Annotated in this window: 2 protein-coding genes; both read right to left on the bottom strand. The window is 44.5% G+C overall.

Going from position 1 to position 23,423, the window contains the following annotated elements; translation table 11 throughout:
• Positions 1-18,657 carry a non-ribosomal peptide synthase/polyketide synthase gene (locus WA1_RS15395; RefSeq protein ID WP_017742648.1) on the bottom strand — a complete coding sequence of 6,219 codons (18,657 nt, stop codon included), beginning with the start codon at positions 18,655-18,657 and terminating at the stop codon, positions 1-3.
• On the bottom strand, positions 18,654-23,423 hold the full coding sequence (locus tag WA1_RS15390) for a non-ribosomal peptide synthetase (RefSeq protein WP_017742647.1): 4,770 nt from the start codon (positions 23,421-23,423) through the stop codon (positions 18,654-18,656). The genes WA1_RS15395 and WA1_RS15390 overlap by 4 nt, the downstream gene beginning before the upstream one ends.

Here is a 23,423-nt window from a genome sequence, read left to right as displayed (position 1 = left end):
TTAAAACTCCACTACCTCACTACTGATATCAAGTACTGCTAAATCTTGTGCTGCCCAATCTATTGCCTGAATATAAGCTGCTATACCAACCACTGTGGGAGACTCAAAGATCATCTGTACAGATAGGTCAAGTTTAAAAGCTGAGTTGATTCGTGACACCACTTGAGTTGCTAACAAGGAATGACCGCCAAGTTCAAAGAAGTTATCCTTCACGCCAATACGTTCGGTTCCCAAGACTTCACTCCAAATTTGCACCAGTTGAGCTTCAAGAGGCGTGCGGGGTGATACAAAGCCAGTGGCGAGATTTCTAGTCGCCGTATCTGGTGTTGGTAGGGCGCGACGATCGACTTTGCCGTTAGGTGTTAACGGCATTGCTTTGAGAAGAACAAAAGCTTGCGGCACCATGTAGTTTGGTAGCTTTTGTTGGATAAAGGAGCGCACTTGCGGCACTAGCTTCTGGACTAACTTGCCGTATAAAGGATTATTAGTGTAATCAGTCCAAGATTTGGCAGTGATGGTTGAATTATCCCAGAAAGTCGCTTTGTCTGCGCGATCGCGGCAGAACACCACATCATAAGAACCATCTTGACTGCTTTCCCACCAACTTAGGTGGACGGTGTAACCGAGATGCTGCCCCAACTGGTAAAACTCTTCGGGATTAATCCCAACGTCTAGCTGTTGTGCCAGCAGTTGCCGCAGTTGCCCCACTGTTTCGACATTTGGGGGGCTTTCCAACCATTGCCAAATCTGTAGTGCTTGCTGCACCCGTTGATTGGGTACACCCCTGATTCCCAAAAGTTCTGGCTGTTCTTGGTGCAGTTGATTTTCAATTTGTGTCAATGACAGCCGATCTAATTGCCAGTTTAACCAAGGAACTACCGTTGTTTTGATATCAGTACCGATATGCAGGGTGACATCATAGCGGAATTGAGTTAACTCATTTTGAGAGTCACCGCGTTTGGGCTGAATCTCTACCCAAGTAATCTGAGGAAAACGTTGTTTTAGGGCGATGAAGAAACCAGGATCGATCGCCAATTCTTCTTCAGAAGCCACACTAGAATGTACCATTCGCTGCCATTGCTCAATCGTTTTGTCTTCAGGAGCTTGGGACAACTGCACTGCGGCATGAAATGGCTCCAACAGAGGCAAGGAGCGGACATCACCCATAAAGATTGTACCTTGTTGGGCGATCGCAGCCATTGCTCCTTCGATGACCTGCAACAAATACTCAACACTGGGAAAGTACTGCACCACTGAGTTGATAACTACAGTATCAAACTCTCCAGTGGGGATAGCGTCAAAGTTATCTGCCGTTCGTTGCAGCAGACGCACATTATCCAGACCGGGCACTGTTTTACACATCTGCTCGACATGCTGTAAAGCGGCACTGGAATAATCTATTCCCCAGTACTCTTGACAGTTTGGAGCAATGCGGGATAATAGTAACCCCGTACCACAACCAATTTCTAAGACTCGCTGTGGTGACACCGACAGAATGCGGGTGACGGTATTCTCCACCCACTCCCGCATTTCCCAGTTTGGGAGAGCTTGTTTTGTGTACGAACTGTTCCAACCACTGATATTGAAAGTCAGGTCATCGGCGGATGCTTGAGGTTGCCCATAAGCTTGTTCATAGAGCATTTGCCAATCACTGACGTACTCGCTTTGCCATTGAGCCAGCTGTTGGGGTAAGACTTTGTTTTTCAGCGCAGGTACTAAGTAAGCCACCAGTTGTTTATCGCCAGTGCTATCAACTTTAGCGACGACAATACTTTCTTGTATCAAGGAGTGTTGAGTCAAAACGACTTCAATTTCGCCTAACTCGATACGGAAACCACGAATCTTGACTTGGTTATCAATGCGACACAGGTATTCAATATTACCATTTGGTAGATAACGTGCTTTGTCCCCAGTTTTGTAGAGTCGGGAGTGCGGCTCATCGCTAAACGGGTTAGGGATAAATTTTTCTTGTGTCAATTCCAAACGGTTGAGATAACCGCGTGCTAATCCCACACCGCCAATGTGTAGTTCTCCTGGTACACCAACGGGAACTGGTTGATTGTGCGAATCTAAAATGTAGATTTGCGTGTTGGCAATTGGACGACCAATGGTAACTTTCTCATCCCCCGGAGTGCATTTGGCGATGGTGGCGCAGACGCTAGCTTCTGTCGGTCCATAAGCGTTGAAGAAATTTCTGCCAACAGACCATTGTTTTATCAGTTCAGTAGAACAAGCTTCGCCTGCAACAACGAGCGTTTGTAGGGCTGGGAGTTCTTCAGTGGGCAAGACTGCTAATGCTGATGGGGGTAAAGTAACATGAGTAATGCCATCATCGCGCAATCGCTCAATTAACGGCTTACCGGGCATCAGCGAGTCTTTTGTACCTAAGTAAAGTGTTGCTCCTGACCCCAAAGTCATCAAAAATTCCGATATACAAGCATCAAAACTGAAGGAGGCAAACTGAAGAACGCGATCGCGAGATTGCACGCCAAAAGTTTGAATCTGTGCTAAAGCTAGGTTGTACAATCCCCGATGCTCAACCATCACCCCTTTAGGTTTACCTGTAGAACCGCTCGTGTAGATTGCATTTGCTAGATTCAAAGCAGTCACGACCCCAGTCAAGTTATCTTGGTTGTTTTCATCAATTTCTGACCAAACTTTATCTAAAAAGACCAGTCGTGCTTGAGTTGGGGGTAGTTTATCAACTAAGTGCTGTTGGGTCAACAGTACCGGAACTTGAGTGTCATCTAGCATAAAGCTCAGACGATCTTGAGGATACTCTGGGTCAAGCGGTACGTAAGCACCACCCGCTTTGAGAATTGCCAACAGCCCGATCGCTATGAAAAGAGATCGCTCTACACACAACCCTACCAGTACATCTGCTCCTACACCACTAGACCGTAAGTAATGGGCTAACTGATTTGCACGACAATTTAACTCGCGGTAAGTCAGTTGTTGATTTCCAAACACTACCGCTACTGCATTAGGTGTACGCGCTACCTGTTCCTCAAACAAGGAATGAATACACTTATCTTGAGGATAATCTGCTTGAGTATCATTCCACTCCACCAACAATTGATGGCGTTCCTGCCGGGTAAGCAAGGGAAGTAATGCTACTGGTTGTGCTGGGTTAGTGGCGATCGCTTCAAGTAAAATCTGAAAATGCTGCATCATGCGGGCGATCGTTACCGCATCAAATAAATCACTGTTGTAAGAGCAGAAGCCCCCAAGTCCAGATGGTGCATCCCACAAGTAAAGTTCTAGGTCAAGCCGCACTGAGTCAAGTCCCGAAGCCATCCCTTCGACTGTTAACCCAGGCAGTTCTAAAGGTGCGGAAGGAGCATTTTGGAGGGCAAACACCACCTGCACGAGAGGGTTGCGATCCAAGTTTCGCTCCACTTGCAACTCTTCGACTAACATCTCAAAGGGCAAATCTTGATGGTCGTAAGCCTCTTGAGTTACCCGTCGTACCTGCGCTAGTAAAGCTTCAAAGGTTGGTTCTTGGGATAAATCGAATCTCAGTGCCAAGGTATTGACAAAAAAGCCAATTAACCCTTCTATTTGGGTGCGGTTGCGATTGGCGATCGGTGAACCAACCACCAAATCTGTTTGTCCACTGTAGCGAGACATTAACACCACAAAACCCGTCAGCAATGTCATAAACAGCGTACTGCCAGACTCTTGCGAGAGCTTTTTCAGCTGTTGCGTTAGCTTGGCATCTAATTGCAGTCGTTCTGTACCGCCTCGGAAAGTTTGTACGGCTGGGCGGGGGCGGTCTGTGGGTAGTTCTAACAGAGGTAACGCACCTGTTAATTGTTGCTTCCAGTAGCTTAACTGACGCTCTAGCACTTCATTTGTCAGCCATTGACGCTGCCACACAGCAAAGTCGGCATACTGTATGGGTAACTCTGGTAACATCACAGGAGTACCTGCGGCGATCGCGCGATAATAGGTTGATAATTCACTGATGAATACGCCCAGTGACCAACCATCAGCTGCAATATGGTGAATCGCGAATACCAATACATACTCGTCAGTTGCAATTTGCCACAGCTTGACTCGCAGCACAGAACCATTAGCCAGGTCGAAAGGTTTGCACGCTTCTTCTGCCATCAGTTGCTCTACTTGTTTGGCAGGGTCTGGCAGATTCTGTAAATCCACTACTGGTAACGTGAAGGTTGTATAGGGGTCTATTACCTGTACTGGCTTATTATCCTTCATCCCAAAGCGAGTCCGCAAAGGTTCATGGCGTTGCACGATCGCCGCAAAAGCTTGTTCCAAAGCTTTAACATTGAGTTGCCCCACCAAACGCAAGGCTAAATCTATTGTGTAAGCACCGCTTTCGCCTTCTAACTGATTGACAAACCACAAGCGTTCCTGCGCCCATGACAGGGGTATGCCTGCATCTCTAGAAACAGGTGCGATCGGCGGTACTGTTAGACTATAACCAGTTTCTAGCTGACTGGAAATTACTTCACTTAACTGAGCAACTGTTGGTGATTCAAACAAAGAACGCAACAGTAATGAAATTCCAAAAGCTTCCTGCAAGCGAGAAATTACCCCAGTAGCTAGTAGGGAATGTCCGCCTAGTTCATAGAAATTATCGTGAATACCTACTCGCTCTAACCCCAACACTTGCGCCCAAATCAACGCTAACGTTTCCTCAATGGAATTGCGAGGTGCAACAAATGTGTCTGCTATTTCACTTTGTAAATCTGGTACTCTTAGGGCGCGACGGTCTACCTTACCATTTGGTGTTAAGGCCAGTTTCTCTAGCATTATAAAGCTAGAGGGTATCATGTATTCTGGCAAAATTTCTTTGAGATTAGCTCTTAAAAATTGAGCCAAATTATCAGGTTGATTATTTTCTACATTGCCATAATCGGCAAATAATCTTTGATAGAAATGCGTTTGACGGAAATTATTTTTATAGTGATAAGAGATATATTCAAATTCTATATTCTCTCCATTTTTTTTCAACAAACAACCTTTTATTTTATAATCTGGGTTGAGATTATTTTCGCAAACTGTTCTATAACAAACTGCTTGGATGACATCACCAGGCTCAACCTCAATTCTTGGTTCAAATACTGGAAAATAAACAGGTAGCCAGCAATGCTCGTGTTCGAGAATGTCTATTTCTTCGCCAGAAATAGTATGCAAATTAAGCCAAACTAAAAAGCCATCCATTCGCCCATTTTTCTGAATTTCCAATTTAACTGTATGGGAAAATTCTGGATGAATATATTCATTGAAGTTCAATTCTTCCAAAACATCCACTGTGGAGAGGACATTTGCTTGTGGAAATTTCTTAATACATACTCTTAAGTCGAAGGGATAGCCGACTTGCTCAAAGATTTCTCTGGTGTAATGTGCAGGAGTTTTAGCAAATGTGGGGTTGTGTAATATTTCATCTGGGAGGGTGACAGCCGCCATTTTAGTCACGCTTCTTTCAGGAATCATCAAACCATCAGGCTTGAGAAATCTTCTTGCGTTATTAATAATTACCGTTGCACCTTCAGAGCCACCAATTGCCCCCACAATTTCGGAAACACAAACATCAGCTAGTTCTGGAAGATCAACTACAGTTGCATCTCCATGAATGATTATGATTTTATCTGCTAAACCTAAATTCTCAACGCAAGCTCTTGCTTTGCGGTAGGTTTCCTCACTTCTTTCAATTGCATAAATTTTCTTGGCTCCTCCCTCAACACAAAATCTCGATAAGATGGCATCTTTACCTGTGCCGATTTCAACGACTATTTTGTCTTTGACCAATTGATTAATGGCAACTTTATAACTATCGTTGCGTCGATAGTCATTGGTCATAGCGTAATATAGTAAGTCATCATAAACATAGTATTCAGCTACAGATGGCCATAGTTCTACTTTGTCTGCTGATAAATTTTCTGGTTTATTTGATGATTCGACATTATTCTGTTGCGGTACAACATAAGCTACTAAGCGTTTGTTATTCGGTTGGTCTTCCTGTACGACAACTACTGCTTCCCGTACTTCAGGTAAATCAGACAGCACAGTTTCAATTTCGCCTAACTCAATACGGAAACCACGAATCTTGACTTGATTGTCGATGCGTCCCAAATATTCTATGTTGCCGTCTGGTAGATAACGTGCTTTATCCCCAGTTTTGTAAAGTCGTAAATGCGGCTGATTGCTAAAGGGATGAGAGATGAATTTCTCAGTTGTCAATTCCAGACGGTTGAGATAACCTCTTGCTAAACCCACACCACCAATGTGCAGTTCTCCGGGTACACCAATGGGTACTGGTTGTAAGTGGCTGTCTAAAATGTAGATTTGGGCGTTGGCAATGGGACGACCAATGGTAACTTTCTCGTCTTGGGGAGTGCATTGAGTAATGGTGACGCAGACGGAGGCTTCTGTCGGGCCGTAAGCGTTGAAGAAGTTTCTCCCCACTGACCAAAGTTTTATGAGTTCACTAGAACAAGCTTCACCAGCGACAATGATTGTTTGCAGATTGGGAAGTTCTTCATTTGGCAAGACTGTTAATGCCGATGGTGGTAAGGTGACATGGGTGATGCCATAGTTGCGTAAGCTCTCAACTAACGGTGTACCCGGCATGATTGCGTCTTTTGATGCTAGGTAAAGGGTTGCGCCTGACCCCAAACTCATCAAAATTTCGGAGATACACGCATCAAAACTGAAGGAGGCAAACTGAAGAACGCGACTTGAGGAGTCTACACCAAAAGCTTGAATCTGTGCTATGGCTAGGTTGTACAGTCCTCGATGCTCAACCATGACACCTTTAGGTTTACCTGTGGAACCGGAGGTGTAAATCACATTAGCTAAATGAGAAGCCGTGACACCACTAGTTAGGTTATCTTGGTTATTTTCGTCAATTTGTGACGAGATTTTATCTATGAAGATAAGGTTTGCTGATGTTGGGGGTAGTTTATCAACTAAGTGCTGTTGAGTCAGTAGTACCGGGACTTGAGTATCCTCTAGCATATAGCTGAGGCGATCGCTAGGATACTCTAGATCAAGGGGTACGTAAGCACCACCAGCTTTGAGAATCGCCAACAGTCCTATGACCATTAAGGGCGATCGCTCGACACATAACCCTACCAGTACATCTGCTCCCACACCTAAAGACCGTAAGTAATGGGCTAACTGATTCGCTCGACTATTTAACTCGTGGTATGTGAGTTGTTCATTGCCAAACACCACTGCCACTGCATCAGGGGTACGCGCTACCTGTTCCTCAAACAACTGATGAATACATTTATCAGAGGGATAATCTACAAAAGTATCGTTCCAGTCGATTAATAACTGCTGCTGTTCTACTGCTGTTAACATTGGCAGTTGGAAAATGCGCTCTTGAGGATTTGCCACAATGGATTCTAGCAGTGTGACAAAATGACCCAGCATCCGGGCGATGGTGCTATGGTCAAACAAGTCGGTATTGTACTCCAACACTCCTGCCAATCCAGTCGCAGTGTTCCCAATTGCTAAAGTTAAATCAAACTTGGCAGTAAGATTTTCTGTTGGCAATTCACTGATAGTTAACCCATTCAGTTCTACAGCAGACCTGGGCGCATTTTGAAATACAAACGCTACCTGAAACAGTGGTGTATGGCTGAGGTTGCGTTCAGGCTGCAACGCTTCTACCAGCGTTTCAAAGGGCAAGTCCTGATGAGCATAGGCTCCCAAAGCTACTTCCCGAACGCGACCTAGTAAATCTTGGAAACTGGGATTTGCAGATAAATCTGTCCGCATCACTAAAGTATTGACAAAAAAGCCAATTAACCCTTCTATCTCACTGCGATTGCGGTTTGCAATTGGTGTCCCCACCAAAATATCTGATTGCCCCGTGTAGCGGTAGAGTAGAGTATCAAACGCTGCCAATAGCGTCATGAACAAAGTTGCACCTTGCTGCTGGCTCAGTTGTGTCAGCTTTTGGGTTAACTCTGGTGAAAGTTCAAACTTTTGGTGTGCGCCAGCGAAAGTCTGTACCGCAGGTCTGGGTCTGTCTGTGGGAAGCGGTAATAAAGCTGGTGCGTCTTTGAGTTGTTGTTGCCAGTAGTTCAATTGGCTTTGCAGGACATCACCTTGCAACCACTGTCTTTGCCACAGTGCAAAGTCAGCATACTGAATCGGTAGTGGCGCTAACGGTGAGGGCTGACCTTGAGCATAGGCATTGTACAACGCTGTTAATTCTTGGACAAACACACCTACTGACCACTCATCAGAAACAATGTGGTGCATACACACTAACAAGATGTGTTCTGTCTCATTCAGCACCAGTAATGTCGTCCTCACTAATGCCTGTGTTGCCAGGTCAAAGGGTTGCAGAGCTTGTTGTTGCGCTAGTTGCCGTACAGCTATTTCTTGCTCGTTTGCAGGTAGATGCTGCAAGTCAACAATTGAAAGTTGCCAATCAGTAGGTGCTAAGAGGTCGGAAGTTCTTACTGTTTCCCATTCCCCATTCCCTATTCCCCATTCCCTAATAATTTGCGTTGCTTGTCCATCAACGACGATGAAGTTAGTACGTAAGGCTTCGTGGCGCTGAATGATTTCTTGCAAGCTTTGTTGTAGCGCAGTTTGATTCAAAGTTCCTACCAGACGCAAAGCTTCGGGAATGTTGTATAAGGCACTGTTCGGCTGTAACTGTTCTAAAAACCACAAACGCTGTTGAGCGAATGACAGTGATAATTGAGCGTCCTTTGCTCTTGGCAAAATGGGTGGGGAAGTTAATTCTAAATTTTGTGACTGCAATTGCCCGATCGCATCCGCCAATGCAGCAACAGTTGCTGCTGCAAAAATGCTACGTAATGGTAGTTCTACTTTGAAAATGTTGCGGATACGTGAAACTAGCTGTGTTGCTAGCAGCGAGTGTCCTCCCAAAGTAAAGAAGTTATCGTGAATACCTACTTGCTCTAATTTCAACACTTGCGCCCAAATTTGCGCCAGCATTTCTTCGGTGGGAGTGCGCGGTGCAACATAGCTGTCTGTTTGTGCGCTGTGTAAATCTGGTACGGGTAGGGCGCGGCGATCTACTTTGCGGTGCGGTGTTAGCGGTAGGGACTCCATCACCACGAAAGTATTCGGCACCATGTAAAGCGGCAGCCGATTGGAGAGGAATTGACGCAGTTCGCTAATTGCGGGTATGTCTTGAGAATAAGGTACAACGTAAGCGACCAGGCGTTTATCACCTATTGTATCTTCGCGGAGGACGACACAAGATGTCTGAACATCAGGATGTTGGTTGAGTACGGCTTCGATTTCTCCCAACTCAATGCGGAAGCCCCGGATTTTTACCTGATTGTCAATGCGTCCGAAGCACTCAATGTTGCCATCGGGTAGATAGCGTGCTAAATCTCCAGTCTTATATAATTTTGGATTTTGGATTTTGGATTTTGGATTATTTGATTTTGGATTTTGGATTTTGGATTTGAGATGATTCGATTTGTTTTCCGATTCAGTAGTTTGAGAAGATTCTAAATTCTCATTCCTACTCCCCAATCCAAAATCTAAAATCGGCAATCCAAAATCACTAAACGGGTTGGGGATAAATTTTTCGTCTGTCAATTGAGGGCGGTTGAAGTATCCTCTGGCTAAACGCACGCCACCAATATGCAATTCCCCTTTGATGCCAACAGGTACTGGTTGGAGATGACGATCGAGGATAAAGATTTCTGTGTTAGCGATGGGACGACCAATAAGAACTGTATTCGTTTTTTCCGATTTGGGATCTAGCAAATCGTGGACTACAGCTGTTACCGACGCTTCGGTAGGACCGTAAACATTGAGACAAGTGATGCGATCGCCTACCAATTGCCGCCACATAGTCACTGTTTCTGGTAGCACTGCATCGCCACCCACAGCCACTACGCGCAAACATTGCGGTACGGTTGCATAGGATTGAGATACCGCCACCGTCCATTCATGCCAGTAAGCTGGGGTAATATTTAAAACAGTCAGCTTTTGTTCTTCAATAAATTTGGCAAGATTGGCAAAGTCAGAAAACATTTGCACGGGTCTAATGACCACGGTTCCGCCTTTATACCAAGTTGGGTAGATTTCTTCAGCGGCTACATCAAAGCCAAAAGAAGCAAATTGTAAAACGCGATCGCGACTCGTCAAACCAAAGACTTCACTAATCGCACTGCTATGATTTACTAACGCAGCGTGAGTCAGCATCACCCCTTTGGGTTTGCCAGTAGATCCAGAAGTGTACAACAAACAAGCCAAGTTTTCTGGTTCTACTTCACTCACCAGATTTTCTTGACTTTGAGACGCTAATTGCTCAAACTCCGCGTCTAAGACAATAACTTTCACCCCTTGGATTGGCAAGGAATTGAGCAATTTCTGCTGTGCAATCAGTACCGAAACTTGTGAATCTTCCGATATATCAGCCAATCGCTGCTGGGGATAATCGGGGTCTAGAGGCACATAAGCGCCACCTGCTTTAAGAACGGCTAACAATGCCACAATGATGGATAGCGATCGCTCCAAATAAATCCCCACTAAAGTCTCTGTCCCTACACCCAGAGACTGTAGGTAATGTGCTAATTGATTCGCTTGGGCGTTCAACTCCTGATATGTCAGTGGTTGATTGTCAAACACCACTGCTACTGCATTAGGAGTTAGTTCTGCCTGCTGCTCAAATAATTGATGGAGACACTTATCCCAAGGATAATCAGCCTGAGTATCATTCCACTCAACAAGTAATTGCTGTTGCTCAACTGCTGTTAATATTGGCAATTGGTCAATTCGCTCAGAGGGATCGGTAGCAACTGCTTCCAGCAGAGTTACAAAATGACCAGTCATCCTCTCGATAGTGGTATGGTTGAACAAGTCAGTGTTGTACTCCCACACACCCACCAGTCCGTTAGCAGTGTTCTGCATTGCCAAGGTCAAATCAAATTTGGCCATTGCAGTATCTATTAGCAACGAACTGACAGTTAATCCAGTCAACTCTACGGTTGATAGGGGATCGTTTTGCAGCAGAAAATCTACCTGAAACAGTGGTGAGTGACTGAGGTCTCGTTCTGGCTGTAATGCTTCCACCAACATTTCAAACGGCAAATCCTGATGAGCATAAGCATCCATTGCCATCAACCGAACACGAGTCAGTAATTCGTTAAAGCTAGGATTGGCTGATAAATCAGTCCGCAAAACTAAAGTATTGACAAAAAAGCCAATTAACCCTTCTATTTCATTACGATTGCGGTTAGCAATTGGTGTCCCCACCAAAATATCTGACTGTCCTGTATAGCGATAAAGTAATGTATCAAATGCTGCCAACAGCGTCATGAAGAGAGTACACCCTTGCTCTTGGCTGAGTTTTGTTAGTTTTTGAGTTAACTCAACAGAGAGTGTAAACTCCTGATGTGCGCCTGCGAAGGTTTGCTGGGCTGGTCTTGGTCGGTCAGTAGGAAGCGCTAATAAAGTAGGTGCATCTGCCAATTGTTTTTGCCAGTAATCCAATTGGCTTTGTAGTACATCCCCTTGCAACCACTGTCTCTGCCATAGTGCAAAGTCGGCATACTGAATCGGGAGTGGTGCTAAATTGGGGGATTGACCTCGAGCATAAGCATTGTACAACGTCGTTAATTCAGAGACCAACACACCTATTGACCAGCCATCTGAGACAATGTGGTGCATGCAGACTAACAAGATATGCTCTGTCTCATTCAGCACTAGTAACGTTGTCCTCACTAATGCTTGTGTTGCTAGCTCAAAAGGTTGAAGAGCTTGTTGTTGGGCTAATTGCTGTGCAGCTCTTTCTTTTTCATCGGCAGACAGATGTTGCAATTCAACAACTGACAGTTGCCAATTTGTAAGTGCTAAGAGGTCGGAACTTTTGACTGTTTCCCATTGCCCATTCCCTATTCCCCATTCCCTAATAACTTGCGTTGCTTGTCCATCAACGCTGATGAAGTTGGTGCGTAGAGCTTCGTGACGATGAATAATTGCTTGTAAGCTCTGTTGTAGCGCAGCTTGATTCAGATTTCCTGCTAGACGCAAAGCAAAGGGAATGTTGTACAAGGCACTGTTCGGCTCAAACTGGTCTAAAAACCACAAACGCTGTTGAGCAAATGACAGTGGTAGTTCTACATTCTCTGCCCGCCTTAAGATGGGTGGGGCAGTCGCTAAATCCTGTTGCTGCAAATGGTCGATGGATTGCGCCAATTCGCTAACTGTGGCTGTAGCAAACAACTCGCGTAATGGTAGCTCCACTTGGAAAATTTTGCGGATACGTGAAACGAGTTGCGTTGCTAGTAGCGAGTGTCCTCCCAAGCTAAAAAAGTTATCGTGAATGCCCACTTGCTCTACTTTCAGCACTTGCGCCCAAATTTGTGCCAGCATTTCTTCGGTGGGAGTTCGTGGGGCAACATATTTGTCTGCGCCGCTCTGTAAATCTGGTGCTGGTAAAGCGCCGTAGTCTACTTTATCGTTAGGAGTTAGTGGCAAGAACTCCAACATCACAAAAGCCTGGGGCATCATGTAGTCAGGCAGTTTGTGAGACAAAAACTGATGCAGTTCGCTAGTTGTAAGTGTTACACCTTTTTGCGGTACTATGTAGGCGACTAAGCGGTTGTCACCAGGTGTATCTTGACGGGCGATGACACAACAAGCTTGTACGTGAGGATATTGGCTCAGAACTGTTTCAATCTCTCCCAACTCAATGCGGAAGCCACGGATTTTAACTTGATTGTCGATGCGTCCCAAGTATTCGATGTTGCCGTCAGGTAAATAGCGTGCTAAATCCCCCGTTTTATATAATCTATCTCCTCCTGACCCCAAGAACGGATGGGAAATAAATTTCTCATCGGTCAACTCCGGACGGTTGAGATATCCTCTTGCCACGGAAGCACCACCAATGAGCAGTTCTCCCGGTACGCCAATGGGAACTGGTTGTAAATACCGATCGAGAATGTATATCTGAGTGTTATGAATGGGTCGTCCAATAGTTATCTTTTGCTCATCAACACCTAGTTTTTTGCACGTCACTTCTACAGTTGCTTCAGTAGGTCCATAAGCGTTGATAAGTTGCGGATATTCACCTATATGTTGCTGCCACATTCTAAATCGTTGTTCAAGTGGATGCTCGCCGCCAATAATTACCAATCGGATGGAATCAGGTAACCGCAAATTGGCATTGACTAATTCAAAAGTTAGTTGATGCCAGTATGCGGTTGGGAAACTTAAAACCGTTAAATTCCAATCGCGGCATTTTTGGCTCGACGTCTGCACTGAACTCAGCATTTCTTGAGTTCGCAGCACTACTGTCGCACCACAACTTAGGTAAGGATAAATTTCTACTGCTGCTACATCGAAGCTAATGGAGGCAAATTGTAGTATACGATCGCTATTCGTTATACCATATTCAACAATTGTCGATTGAGTAAGATTCACTAGGGATTGATGTTGAATCATCACACCCTTGGGCTGACCTGTAGAACCAGAAGTGTAAATTACATAAGCTAAATTTTTGCTGCTGATGCTATTAACCAAAGCAGTATCACTCGATTGAGCAATAGATTGCCAGTTAGTATCTAAACAAACAAGCTGTGCTTGATGGTCAGGTAGCCTTTCTACTAAATGCTGTTGAGTCAAGAGGATCGAAAGCTGAGCATCTGCGATCGTGAAGCTTAAGCGGTCTTGGGGATACTCGGGGTCAAGTGGTACATAAGCCCCACCTGCTTTGAGAATACCCAATAATCCCACCATCATTTCCAAAGATCGCTCTACACACAACCCTACCAGTACATCAGCCCCCACACCCAAGGACTTCAAGTAGTGCGCCAACTGGTTAGCACGGCAATTCAGTTCATGGTAGGTCAGTTGTTGATTTTCCCACACCACCGCCACTGCATCAGGAGTACGCTGCACCTGCTCCTCAAACAACTGATGGATACACTTATCCTGAGGATAATCTACTTGAGTATCATTCCACTCAACTAACAGTTGATGTTGTTCGGGTTGTGTCAACAAAGGCAATTGAGAAATACGCTGTTGTGGATTCGCCACAATGGATTCTAGCAGTGTCACAAAATGATTCGCCAGCCGTTCAATAGTACCCGTATCAAACAAGTCAGTATTGTACTCCCACACACCCACCAGTCCGGTAGCAGTGTTCTCCATTGCTAAGGTAAGATCGAACTTGGCAGTTTTACTCTTGATTTTAAGTAGATTGACAGTTAACCCAGTTAACTCCACGGTTGATATAGGCGCATTTTCCAGGACAAACATCACTTGGAACAGTGGTGTATGACTGAGATTGCGTTCTGGCTGCAATGCTTCCACCAGCATTTCAAACGGTAAATTCTGATGCGTGTATGCTTCCACTGCCATGAACCGAACGCGATCCAATAATTCGCTAAAACTGGGGTTACCTGCCAAGTTGGTACGCATGACTAAGGTATTGACAAAAAAGCCAATTAACCCTTCCAAGTACGTGCGATCGCGGTTTGCAATTGGTGTCCCCACCAAAATATCTGTTTGTTCCGTGTAGCGGTAAAGTAGGGTATCAAACGCTGCTAACAGCGTCATAAAGAGAGTACAACCTTGTTGCTGACTCAGTTGTGTCAGTTTTTGGGTGAGTTTTTGAGAAATCGAAAACTCTTGACGTGCGCCAGCAAAGGTTTGCACCGCTGGTCTGGGTCGGTCTGTAGGAAGCGGTAATAAAGCTGGTGCATCTTGGAGTTGTTTTTGCCAATAATTCAATTGACTTTGCAGTACCGAGCCTTGCAACCACTGTCTCTGCCATAGTGCAAAGTCTGCATACTGAACCGGTAGTGGTAATAAATTGGGTGATTTACTTCGAGCATAAGCATCGTACAGCACCGCCAATTCTTCAACAAACACACCCATTGACCAGCCATCCGAGACAATGTGGTGCATGGAAACTAACAAGACATTTTCTGTCTCATTCAGCACCAGTAAATTCGCTCTGAATAACGCCTGATTTGCTAGGTCAAAAGGTTGAACAGCGTGTGCTTGCGCTAATTGCTGTACAGCTAGTTCTTGTTCTTCTTTAGACAGATGTTGCAAGTCAACAACGGAAACTGTTTCCCATTCCCCATTCCCTATTCCCCATTCCCTAATAATTTGCTTTGCTTGTCCATCAACAGTCCTGAAGTTAGTGCGTAAAGCTTCATGACGCTCAACGATCGCTTGTAAACTTTGTTCCAAGGCAGTAACTTTGAGAGTTCCTGTTAGACGCAAAGCAACATGGATATTGTAAAATGGACTATTCGGCTCAAATTGGTCTAAAAACCATAAACGCTGTTGAGCAAATGAAAGTGGTAGTTCTACATTCTCCGCTCGCTTGAGGATGGGCGGGGAAGTCAGGGCGATCTCTTGTTGTTGCAACTGCTGAAGCGATCGCGCTAATTGCGCTACTGTTGCATTGGTAAACAACTCACGCAATGGTAGTTCCACTTTAAAAAGGTTGCGGATGCGTGAAACAAGTTGCGTTGCTAGTAGAGAATGTCCCCCCAGTTCAAAAAAGTTATCGTGAATGCCCACTTGCTCTAGTTTCAGCACTTGCGCCCAAATTTGTGCCAGCATTTCTTCAATGGGAGTGCGTGGGGAAACAAATTTTTCTAGCTGCGTGCTGTCTAAGTCTGGTTTTGGTAAGGCGCGGCGGTCTATTTTACCGTTAGAGGTGAGGGGTAAGGATTCCAGCAACACGAAGGTGTTTGGCACCATGTAGCTTGGCAGTTGGCTGCTGAGGAACTGACGCAGTTCTTGAACTGTGGCAGATTGTTCCAGTTTTGGCACTACGTAAGCAACTAAACGTTTGTCCCCCGGTTCATCTTCTCGAACCACCACCACGTTTTCCCAAACGGCTGGGTGTTGCGCCAGCAATCCCTCAATTTCTCCCAACTCAATGCGGAAGCCGCGAATCTTGACCTGGTTATCTATGCGTCCTAAATACTCTAACTCGCCATTGGGCAAATACCGCGCTAAATCCCCAGTTTTGTAGAGACGATCCAATTTTGGATTTTGGATTTTGGATTTTGGATTTTGAGATTTATTTTCTGATTCAATAGTTTGAGAAAATTCTAAATTCTCACTCCTGTTGTCTAATCCAAAATCTAAAATCGGCAATCCAAAATCCCCAAAGGGATGAGAGATAAATCGTTGTTCTGTCAGTTCGGGACGATTCAGGTAGCCACTCGTCACCCCAGCACCACCAACATACATCTCCCCAGGAACACCAATGGGCACTGGCTGTAAATGTTTATCCAAGACATACACCTGTAAGTCGGGAATTGGACGACCAATGACGCTGGCTGTATCGTACAAATCGGCTTTGCTTAGGGGACGATAGGTAACGTGTACGGTGGTTTCTGTAATTCCGTACATATTGACTAACTGGGGTATTTGGTCGCCGTGTCGCTCGAACCAAGGCTGCAAACTCTTGAGTTCCAGGGCTTCCCCACCAAAAATCACTAAGCGCAAACTTAGGGCGTTAGCAGTTGCTATTGCTTGTTCGGCTTGAATTAATTGGCGGAAGGCTGAAGGTGTTTGGTTAAGAATTGTGACTTTCTCTTGACACAATAAATTATAGAAGGATTCGGGCGATCGCGTCACAAGGTAGGGCACAACGACCAGTCGTCCACCATAAAACAAAGCACCCCAAATTTCCCATACTGAGAAGTCGAATGCATAAGAGTGGAACAATGTCCAGACATCTTGAGAGTTAAAGTTATACCAATCTGTTGCTGCAAATAGACGAACTACGTTGGAGTGATTGACTAAAACACCTTTGGGCTTCCCTGTAGACCCTGAAGTGTAAATGACGTATGCTAGGTTCTCGGGTGTGGCGGTGTTTTCCAGGTTTGAGGAGCACTCTCGAGCAATTTTTTCCCAGTCGGTGTCTAAGCAAACGATATGCGCTTGATGTTTAGGTAGAGACTCTACCAATTGCTGTTGAGTTAACAGCACTCCCACTCGAGCATCTTCTAACATGAAACTAAGACGCTCTTGGGGATACTCGGGATCGAGTGGTACATAAGCTCCACCTGCCTTAAGAATGCCTAGTATGCCCACGATCGTTAAGAGCGATCGCTCCACACAAATACCCACCAGCATATCGGCTTTTACACCCAACGAGCGCAAGTAATGCGCCACTTGATTGGCTTGGACGTTCAACTGTTGATAGGTTAGTTGTCGATCGCCAAATGTCACTGCTATAGCATTCGGGTTGCGCTGTACCTGCTCCTCAAACAACTGATAGATACACCGCTCCTGAGGGTAATTTGCCTGAGTATTGTTCCACTCAACCAATAACTGCTGTTGCTCAACTTCTGTAAGCATTGGCAATTGAGAAATGCGCTGTTGTGGGTTGGCGATCGTTCCCAAAAGCAATGTTTGGAAATGCCCCAACATTCGAGCGATCGCTGCATCATCAAATCGGCTAGTATCGTAGCTAATCTTCACCCGTAATTGCTGACCGGGGAGAGCGACTAATGTGAGTGGATAATTAGATTGTTCAAAGCCCCGAATATTCTCTATGGAGAAACTGCCATTGTCTAATTTTTGTGCATCATCAAATGGATAATTTTCAAAGACAACAATGCTATCAAACAAAGACGTTCCTTTGGGGATTTCACTAAGACTCTGAATCTCAGCCAATGAACTATATGAGTATTGCTCAGACTCAACTTGCTGCGCCTGTAAATCCTTCAATAAAGCCAGCACTTGGGAGTCTGCTGCAACTTGAACTCGCATTGGTAAGGTGTTAATAAATAGCCCCACCATCGACTCGATCCCGACAATAGATGACTCCCGACCAGATACAGTTGCACCAAAAACGACATCTGTTTCTTGGCTGTAGCGAGACAGCAACAATCCCCAAGTTGCTTGCACCAAATTATTGAGCGTCAAGCGATGCTGTCGTACAAAAGACTGAAGTGCAGTTGTTGCTGAAACTGTAAACTGAATTTGTTGTGTACCATACCTGACACTGCGACTTTCTTGGTTTGAAAGCTGTTTTTCTACTGTTAAAGGAGTGGGTACAGTAAAACCTTGAAGTTTTTGTTTCCAGAATTTTTCAGCTTGTTTCCGATCTTGTTGCTGTAGCCAAGCAATATAGTTACGGTAGCTGACAGCAGTTTGATAGCGGAAAGTTTCTCCCTGAGAAATCGCTTGATAAAAGTTCAACAGGTCTTTAAAAACTAAAGGTAAAGACCAGCCATCCATTAATAAATGATGATGGCTCCAGATAAATTGATAAGTATTTCTGTCAAATCGGATCAGATGCAAACGCATCAATGGAGCTTGAGACAATTGCAAAGCCTTTTGCCGATCGAAATCCAGAAAAACTTCTAACTGTTGTTGCTGTTCTTGTGGAGGTAAATTTTGCCAGTCGTAAGTTTCGACTGTGACCTGTACCTGTCGATACACAACTTGCACAGGAGTACTCAAAGTCTCCCAAAGAAAAGCCGTGCGGAAGATGGAATGCTTTGCTACTATTTTCTGCCAAGCTTGCTCAAAGGTTGGTATATACAAATTTCCTGTCAAAGTGCAACTTATCTGGGAAAAATATACGCCTGAGTCTGGTTCATACAAACTATGAAACAGCATCCCCTGTTGCATTGGTGATAGGGGATAAATATCTTCAACATTTTGTTTGTTTGTTTTGTTAATTTCTGATTTCATAGATTTGCAAATATTCGATCTAGTTCTGATTGGTTAAGTTGTAATAGTGGGAAATCTGTGGGAGTATAACCCCCGTTTTCAGAAGATAAACAATGGTCAATGAGTTCTTGTAATGTTTCAAGAAATTCTTGAGCAATCTTCTCAATGGTTCTGGGTTGATGGAAATTGCTACTGTATGTCCAATCTATTTGCAGCCGTTCATCGATAATGATGGCGTTAATGTCTAGCAGATGAGGGCGCGGATGATGCAAACTGTGGTTTTGTCCGCTAGATTCACTCGCGATTTGCATCATTGAAGATTGATTGAGAACTTGAGCAAATTGACCCAGATAATTGAAGCTAATCTCTGCTTGCTTGGATGTCTGGAGTTGGGCAATGATTTCTGGCTTCTGGCTCAAGTAGCGCAATAAGCCATAGCCAATTCCTTTGTTGGGAATGGTGCGTAATTGTTCTTTGACAGATTTTAAAACATCCCCGATATTGTCTTTGTCTGTTGCAGGAATATTTAAAACTACCGGGAAAATTGTTGTAAACCAACCGACGGTGCGAGATAAATCTACACCATCCACTATATTTTCCCGTCCATGACCTTCTAGGTTGAAGAACACTGACTCAGAGTGAGTCCATCTGCTCAAAACCAATGCTAAAGCAGTCAGTAAGACATCGTTAATCTGAGTTTTATAAGCTTTTGGCACATCTTGTAGGAGTGCTTGGGTTTGTGCCTCATTCAAAAACACGGATATTGTACGAGCGGATGATACTGTGTTTGCTCCTGCTGTATGGTCTACTGGGATGGAGTAAACAGAAGCACTAGATACACTCAACCAGTAAGGCAGTTCGGATTTTAAAACATCCGATTGGCCATATTCTACCAGATGTTGCGCCCAATCTTTGAAAGAGGTGGTTTTGGCTGGAAGCGATATCGTTTGTCCTTGAGACAGTTGCTGGTAAGCTGTCTGCAAATCTTCTAACAAAATCCGCCAGGAAACACCATCCACTACCAAGTGGTGAATGATGATGAGTAATCGCGCCCTTTTGTCAACCCCCAACCAGAAAAAGGCAACTTGGACGAGATTTTCTGCAAGCTGCAAACTTGCTTGTAAGGAAGAGGCGGTAGCTGCAATAGTTGTTTGTTGCTCGCTGTCTGGGAGTGTGGATAAATCTACAAAGGAGACAGTAACGCGATCGCACCCAGTAGAGTGAATTTGTTGCCAGCGATCGTCAGGTTGTGTAAATCGCAAGCGTAGGGCATCATGATGTACTAGCAATTGCTGCCATGCTTGCTCTAATAGTTCTGGCTTAAGGTTGGATGGTACAGATAGCAGAAATGATTGATTGTAGTGGTGCTTTTCGGGCGAGTTCTGCTCAAAAAATCTTTGTTGAATTGGCGTTAGGGTAACTGCACCTGTGACTAATCCCTGTTCTATTTGCGCCACCCTGTTTGTTTCTGCGACTACAGCTAATTCGGCAATGGTTTGATGGGTAAAGAATTGCTTGGGAATCAGCTGCAAACCTGCTTGCCTTGCTCTCACGATGATTTGAATAGTGAGGATGGAATCGCCACCGAGTTCAAAGAAGTTATCATGTATACCAACTTGCTCCACTCTCAGAACTTCAGACCAAATTTGGGCTAATATTTCTTCCTCTGGGGTATGCGGAGCAACAAAACTCACTTCCAGCCCCTCGCGCAAGTCTGGTGCTTTCAATGCACGGCGATCTACTTTGCCGTTGCGCGTTAAAGGTAGGGCTTCTAAGATAACAAAAGCACTGGGTACCATATAATCTGGCAGCCTAGTTTTCAGGAATTGCCGCAGTTCGCTTGTTGTTGGTGTTACATCTTTTTGCGGTACTATGTAAGCAACTAAGCGTTTAATTCCTGGTCGATCTTCATGGGAGATGACACAAGCGGTTTGCACGTGAGGATACTGGCCGAGGACTGCTTCGATTTCTCCCAATTCAATCCGAAAACCCCGAATTTTTACTTGGTTATCAATGCGCCCCAAGTATTCGATGTTGCCATCTGATAAATAACGGGCTAAATCCCCTGTTTTATATAATCTACTCCCTGCTGTCTTATCAAACGGATTGGGAATCAATTTCTTTTGCGTTAACTCTTTAGCATTGAGATAGCCTCTTGCCAATCCCGCACCGCCAACGTGCAATTCCCCAGGTACACCAACGGGAACAGGTTGCAGATATTCGTCTAAAATATAGGTTTTTACGTTAGTTATGGGACGACCAATAACTGGCTTGAGGTTAGCTGTTATCAAACACACTGTAGTATCTACAGTGCATTCTGTAGGTCCATAGACATTATAAAAATTAATATTGTGAGCCTGTGCCAAAGTTGCCCACATAGATTCATCAATAGGTTCTCCTCCAACCAGTACATATTGAGGAGCAGCCTCACTGTCCAGCAATCCTGCTGAAATCAGCAGTCCCAGTTGCGATGGTGTGCAATCTAACACATCTATTTTTTGCTGCCACAGGTAGGACAACATGGCATTTCCATCAAATCGCACCTTTTCTGGTACTATGTCCAAGGCATGACCGTATATCAGTTGAATAATTTGTTTAACAGAAGTATCAAAAGCTAAAGACCCATTCAAGCTGACTTGCAATCGGGACCTCTGGTGCTGAGAATAGATAGCTTGATGCAAACCGTTGGCGAGATTCACAACTGAGGAGTGCTGAATCAAGACTCCCTTTGGCTCTCCTGTCGAACCTGAAGTGTAGATTGCATAAGCCAAGTTCTCAGGTTGAATTTCACAAACCGGATTTGATTCCACTGCTTGAGAGATTCGCCGCCAGTCAGTATCTAAGCAAACAAGTTCTGCTTGGTGTTGTGGAAGCCCTGCAATTATATTTTGTTGCGTCAACAGCACTGGAACTCGGGCATCTTTGAGCATAACGAGCAAACGCTCAGTCGGATACTCTGGGTCAAGGGGTAAATAAGCACCACCCGCTTTAAGAATACCCAGTAGTCCGATAATTGTGTCTGGCGATCGCTCCACACACAATCCCACCAGCACATCTGCGCCTACACCCAAAGACTTTAAGTAGTGCGCCAACTGGTTAGAGCGACTATTCAACTGGCGGTAAGTGAGTTGTTGATTTTCAAATACAACTGCTACTGCATCTGGTGTCCGCTCTACCTGTTCCTCAAATAACTGATGAATACACTTAGAGGAGGGATAATCAACTTGAGTCTTGTTCCACTCAACCAATAACTGCTGTTGCTCAACTTCTGTAAGCAAAGGTAATTGTGAAATCTTCTGCAGTGGATTTGCAACAATACCTTCAAGCAAGGTCACAAAATGACTTGCCATCCGTTCAATCGTGCTGGCATCAAACAGGTCACTGTTATATCTCCACGAACCTATCAATCCCTGCTGTGTTTGCCAAATCGCGAGCCTCAAATCAACCTGAGCCGTATCCTGCTCTACTATCTCTGGAGTTAAACTAATATCGGGTAATTCTAAAGTATCGAGCGAAAAATTCTCCAGGACAAATATTACTTGAAACAAGGGATTGTAACCAAGAGAACGTTCTGGTTGTATTGCTTCTACCACTTGTTCAAACGGCACATCTTGGTGTGCGTGGGCATCCAAAACAACAGAATGCACCCGAGCAATCAACTCTCTAAAACTGGAGCGATCGTTAATTTGAGTACGCAACACCAAGGTGTTAATAAAACAGCCTATGAGCGGTTCAATTTCTGTACGGTTGCGGTTAGCAAAAGGGGAGCCAATACAAATATCATCCTGATGGCTGTAACGATGAAGTAAGACTACAAAAGCTACCAAGAGTGTCACAAATAAGGTAGTTCCGGACTCTTGGCTCAAGGTTTTGAGTTGTGCGCTTAAATTCGAGTTGAGTTGCCATTTTTTAACCGCGCCAGAGAAACTTTGAACTGAGGGGCGAGGATAATCTGTTGGTAATTCTAATAATGGTGGTGCATCGGCTAACTGTTGCTTCCAATAATCAAGTTGTTGTTGCAATTCCTCAGTCAACCATTCTCTCTGCCAAACAGCGAAGTCGCCATATTGGATTGTTAACTTTGGTAATGGAGTTGGAGAACCAACAGAAAAGGCTTGATATAGATCTGACAATTCTTTGATGAATATTCCTATTGACCAACCATCCACAATAATGTGGTGTATCGTCAGTATCAGCAGATGTAACTCTGGTTTCAGGCGTAGGAGGCTAACTCGCAGTAAAGGCTGTTTTTCTAAATCAAAGGGTTTGCGGATTCCGTCAATAACTCGCTGTTGAATTTCAGCTTCTTTTAACCCTTGCAAGTCTAAGACTGGTATATTGATAGTTAAGCTGGGTAAAATTCGCTGCACCGCCAATCCATCTACCGTGGTAAAAATAGTCCGCAAAGCTTCGTGGCGATGGATAATTTCGTTAATACTTTGCTCTAATAGGGCTACATTTGGGACTCCGCTAATCCGCAATTGTAGACTTTCGTTGTATGACGTATTTTCTCTATCTAATTCATAGAGAAACCACATTCTTTGTTGGCTGAAAGACAAAGGTAGATCGCGATTTCTTTCAATAGGTAGTATAGGTCTAGCAGTTGATTGTTTGGCATCTCTGGCTTTTCGCAAAAAACTAAGTATTTCTGTTTTACTCTCCATCAATTCCTGCTTGATGGTTGATGTCATGACTCCTTTAGGCGCACGGTAGCGTAGCTGGTCATCTTCAAGCCAGATATCAATTCCTAAGCTTTCTAATGAAGATAAAAATTTAAATACTGTCAT

The sequence above is a fragment of the Scytonema hofmannii PCC 7110 genome (assembly GCF_000346485.2).
Taxonomy (GTDB): Bacteria; Cyanobacteriota; Cyanobacteriia; order Cyanobacteriales; family Nostocaceae; genus Scytonema; species Scytonema hofmannii.
The sequence above is the reverse complement of the archived record's forward strand: the minus strand, read 5'-3'. Positions and strand labels throughout refer to the sequence as shown.